Here is a 4,363-nt window from a genome sequence, read left to right on the forward strand (position 1 = left end):
GTGGCCCCGTCGGGTTGCAGGAAGCCCGCGGCGGCGACGACGGCGGCCATCGCCGCGGCCGTGGCGAGCCAGTGCACCGGTTTGGCGTCGGTGTGCGCGAGGTCCGGGAGCGCGGAGGTCTGCACGCGGTATGTCTCCTGTGGTTCTGGAGGCCTGGGCAGGCGGTGCCGAGCGGAGCCGGCGGCCAGGGGGTGGCCAGCATCGTGCCACACCTCACACCGCAGGGGAACGCCGGGGTCGCCACCGGCCGGACGCGAAGGCGCCGCCGCCGGGCTCCGGGTAGGTCCCGGGAGCCCGGCGGCGGCGTCCGTGCCGGTACGCGGTGCGGGATCAGTCGCGGCCGGCGGATCCGCTCCGGCTGCCCGGTCCGTCGTAGTCCTCACCGTAGGCGCCCTTGGACGGGCGGCGGCGGCGCAGCGGGGCCTCGACGCCGTCTGCGAGCCGGCGGGCGGTGACGAGGAAGCCGGTGTGGCCGATCATCCGGTGGTCGGGCCGGACGGCCAGGCCCTCGACGTGCCAGTTGCGGATCATCGACTCCCAGGGCTGCGGTTCGGCGAAGCAGCCGATCTCCCGGATGGACTCGACGGTCCGCGAGAGCTGGGTGGTGGTGGCGACGTACGCGCAGAGGATCCCGCCGGGCACGAGCGCCTTGGAGACGGCTTCGAGGCACTCCCACGGGGCGAGCATGTCCAGGACGACACGGTCGACGTCGGTGTCCGAGAGGTTGTCCTGGAGGTCGCCGACGGTGAGCTGCCAGGCCGGGTGCGGGGACCCGAAGTAGCGCTCGACGTTCTGCCGGGCGATCTCGGCGAAGTCCTCGCGGCGCTCGTACGAGTGCAGCATGCCCTGCTCGCCGATGGCGCGCAGGAGGAAGGTGCTGAGGGCTCCGGAGCCGACGCCGGCTTCGACGACGCGTGCGCCGGGGAAGATGTCGCCGAAGGCCAGGATCTGCCCCGCGTCCTTCGGGTAGACCACGGCGGCGCCGCGGGGCATGGACAGGACGTAGTCGGGGAGCAGGGGGCGCAGCGCCAGGTAGGCGACGTTTCCCGTGGTACGGACAACACTGCCCTCGGGAGCACCGATCAGCTCGTCGTGCGGGAAAGAACCCTTGTGGGTGTGGAAGTTCTTTCCGGCTTCGAGCGTGAAGGTGTAGTGGCGTCCCTTGGGGTCGGTGAGCTGGACCTGGTCCCCGACTGTGAATGGGCCGCGACGGCGGGCGGCACCGGTCGGTTCGGACATGTGACCAGCCTACCGGTATTCACGGGCCCCTCTTCCGGGGGCCGCGGCCTGCCGGGCCGTCTCCGGGCGGGGCGTCAGGACGCGGGGCGGGCCATGGCCGCGACGAAGGCGCGTTCGACGTCGGCGGTGGAGAGGACGCCGTAGATCTCACCGGTCTCCTCGACCACCAGGTACTCGGTCGCCGGAGTCGCCTTGAGCCGGTCGAGGAGCGCTTCGCCGGCCAGTTCGGCCGGGACCCGCATGCCGTCGGTGATGTCCTGGGCGAGGCCGCTGACGGCGACCCAGGGACGGCGGTGTTCCGGGACGCCGACGATGGCGGCCTCGCGGACGACCCCCTTGGGATCGCCGTGACCGTCGACGACGACGAGGGCGCGGGCACCCGCCTCGTTGGCCCGGCGGAGGGCCTCGGAGAGCGGGGTGGCGGACTCGACGGGCACGGCACGCCGTGTCAGGGTGCGGGCCCGCAGGTCGGGGAGGTGCTCACGGAGCCGGGCCATGCGCAGGCTGTTGCCGGCTCCGGTCCAGATGATGCCGGCGAGGATCGCCGCGAGCAGGGCGTCCGTCACGGTCTCCACTCCGCTGATCTCGCTCGTGGCGTTGCCGAGGGCACCGGTGTGGGTGAGGAGCGGGAGGCCGATGAGGACGGTGACGGCCAGGCCCCGGCCGACCCAGGCCGCGGCGACGGTGCCGCTCATGGGCTTGCCCGTGATCTTCCAGACGACGGCGCGCAGCATCCGTCCGCCGTCCAGGGGAAGGCCCGGGAGCAGGTTGAAGGCGGCGACGATGAGGTTGGAGATCATCAGTCCGGCGAGGAGCACCCCCGGGACGGTGCCCGCTTCGACGAACTGGAGCGCGACGTAGAAGACACCGCCGAGGACGAGGGAGAGAAGAGGGCCCACGAAGGCCAGGACGAATTCGCGTCCGGGCGTCTCGCTCTCCTTCTCGATCTCGGAGACGCCCCCGAAGAACTGGAGCTGGATGCGCCGGACGGGCAGCTTGTAGCGCAGCGCGGCGACGGTGTGGGCCAGCTCGTGCACGAGCACGGACGCGTAGAAGGCGATCGCGAAGAAGAGCGCGACCAGGTACCGGGCCGTGCCGAGCCCGGGCAGGACGCGGTCGAGCTGGCCGCCGAACACCCAGGTGATCAGCGCGGCGACGACGAACCAGCTGGGCGCCACGTACACGGGTACGCCGAAGGGGCGGCCCATGAGGAGGCCGCCGCCGGGATCCTCCGGGCGCCGCGGCGTGCCCTTCCCGGGTCCGGTGCCGGGGTCCTTCCCCCCTGCGCCGGGCTGGGGGCGCCCGCTGTCGCCGCTCTCGTCCACGGGATCCCTTCGGGTCGGTGGCGTCTGCCACGATCATGCAGTGTGCGAGCTCTGTGGTCGATGGTATGCCGCCGGTGTCGGTGGCGGGCCGTAGGGTCTGACGACATGACCTCCGTACCGCGCCCGCCTCGGCCACCCTCGTCGCTGTCGCCCTCGCGCGCGAGCGATTTCATGCAGTGCCCCCTGCTCTACCGGTTCCGGGTGATCGACAAGCTGCCCGAGAAGCCCAGCGAGGCGGCTACGCGGGGCACCCTGGTCCACGCCGTGCTCGAGCGGCTGTTCGACGTCCCGGCGGAGGACCGTACGGCCCCGCGGGCCAAGGCGCTGATTCCCGGCCAGTGGGACCGGCTGCTCGAGTCGAAGCCCGAGCTGTCCGGGCTCTTCGCCGACGACGCGGACGGTGAGCGGCTCGCCGGTTGGCTGAGCCAGGCCGAGCAGCTCGTGGAGCGGTGGTTCTCGCTGGAGGACCCGACCCGCCTGGAGCCGGCCGAGCGGGAGCTCTTCGTCGAGACGGAGCTCGATTCGGGGCTCCGGCTGCGCGGGGTGATCGACCGCGTCGACGTCGCCCCGACGGGCGAGGTCCGGATCGTGGACTACAAGACGGGCAAGGCACCGAGGCCGGAGTACGCGGAGAGCGCGCTCTTCCAGATGAAGTTCTACGCGCTGGTCGTCCGGCGTCTGAAGAACGTGGTGCCGCGCCGGCTCCAGCTGGTCTACCTCGGCAGCGGGGACGTGCTCACCTACGATCCCGTCCCGGCCGACCTGGACCGGGTGGAGTGCAAGCTGCTGGCGCTGTGGGAGGCGATCCGGCTGGCCACCGAGACGGGCGAGTGGCGGCCGAGGCCGACCAAGCTGTGCGGCTGGTGCGACCACCGGGCGGTCTGTCCGGAGTTCGGCGGGACTCCCCCGGTCTATCCCCTGTCGGTCCGCCCGGCGGAGGTGGTGGAAGGTGTGCAGGGCACAATGGAGCCGGTCCGGGCCGAGGCCGGCCGGCCGGCGGCCGTAGAAGGCCCCTGAAGGAGATTCCGTGGCAATCCGCGTCCTGCTGGTCGATGACCAACCGCTGCTCCGCACCGGTTTCCGGATGATCCTGGAGGCGGAGGGCGACCTCGCGGTGGTCGGCGAGGCCGGTGACGGCCTCCAGGCCATCGACCAGGTGCGCGCGCTCCAGCCCGACGTCGTCCTGATGGACATCCGGATGCCTCGGATGGACGGCGTCGAGGCGACCCGCCAGATCACGGGCCCCGGGCGCGACGGCCCGGCGAAGGTGCTGGTGCTGACCACCTTCGACCTCGACGAGTACGTCGTGGAGGCGCTGCGCGCGGGTGCCAGCGGCTTCCTGCTGAAGGACGCTCCGGCCCACGAGCTGGTCCAGGCCATCCGGGTGGTGGCCGCGGGGGAGGCGATGCTCGCGCCGAGCATCACGCGCCGGCTGCTCGACAAGTACGCGGACCACCTGCCGTCCGGCGAGGACTCCGTGCCGGACGCCCTGCAGACGCTCACCGACCGTGAGGTCGAAGTGCTGAAACTGGTGGCGCGCGGTCTGTCCAACGCGGAGATCGCGGCCGATCTCTTCGTGAGCGAGACGACGGTGAAGACCCATGTCGGCCACGTCCTGACCAAGCTGGGTCTGCGCGACCGCGTGCAGGCGGCCGTCTACGCCTACGAGAGCGGCCTGGTGCGTCCCGGCGCCCAGTGAGCGCGGCGGGGAGACGCAACGGCGATGGGGGGCGGGGGGGGGGGGCCGGACCGCATGGCCGGTTCAGGGGGGGTGCGGTGGGGGGGGCGCGGCCCCGCAC

The 4,363-nt window shown here is 72.4% G+C and carries 4 protein-coding genes; 2 read left to right on the forward strand and 2 right to left on the reverse strand.

Translation table 11 applies throughout. From position 1 onward, the window contains the following. Window positions 1-330 precede the first annotated feature (330 nt). Together ABZ371_RS29515 and ABZ371_RS29520 are read right to left on the reverse strand one after the other, a co-directional pair. Window positions 331-1,239, reverse strand: a complete 909-nt coding sequence (locus ABZ371_RS29515) for a tRNA (adenine-N1)-methyltransferase (RefSeq protein WP_358685270.1) — start codon at window positions 1,237-1,239, stop codon at window positions 331-333. A 74-nt stretch (window positions 1,240-1,313) separates the two neighbouring features. Next, window positions 1,314-2,564: a site-2 protease family protein gene (locus ABZ371_RS29520; protein ID WP_358685272.1), complete on the reverse strand. Its 1,251-nt coding sequence runs from the start codon at window positions 2,562-2,564 to the stop codon at window positions 1,314-1,316. A gap of 171 nt (window positions 2,565-2,735) precedes the next feature. Between ABZ371_RS29520 and ABZ371_RS29525 the strand changes: the two genes are divergently transcribed. Both ABZ371_RS29525 and ABZ371_RS29530 read left to right on the forward strand, forming a co-directional pair. Further along, on the forward strand, window positions 2,736-3,581 hold the full coding sequence (locus ABZ371_RS29525) for a PD-(D/E)XK nuclease family protein (protein WP_358685276.1): 846 nt from the start codon (window positions 2,736-2,738) through the stop codon (window positions 3,579-3,581). Window positions 3,582-3,591: 10 nt separating this feature from the next. Further along, entirely contained in the window at window positions 3,592-4,263 is a 672-nt protein-coding gene (locus tag ABZ371_RS29530) for a response regulator transcription factor (RefSeq protein ID WP_358685274.1), read from the forward strand. Window positions 4,264-4,363: the final 100 nt, after the last annotated feature.

The organism is Streptomyces sp. NPDC005899 (assembly GCF_040629645.1).
Lineage (GTDB): Bacteria > Actinomycetota > Actinomycetes > Streptomycetales > Streptomycetaceae > Streptomyces.

What these genes read in the sequence shown, in the direction of transcription:
- ABZ371_RS29515 (WP_358685270.1), bottom strand. Translation starts at nt 1,239, where the DNA reads ATGTCCGAACCGACCGGTGCCGCCCGCCGTCGCGGCCCATTCACAGTC.
- ABZ371_RS29525 (WP_358685276.1), top strand. Translation starts at nt 2,736, where the DNA reads ATGCAGTGCCCCCTGCTCTACCGGTTCCGGGTGATCGACAAGCTGCCC.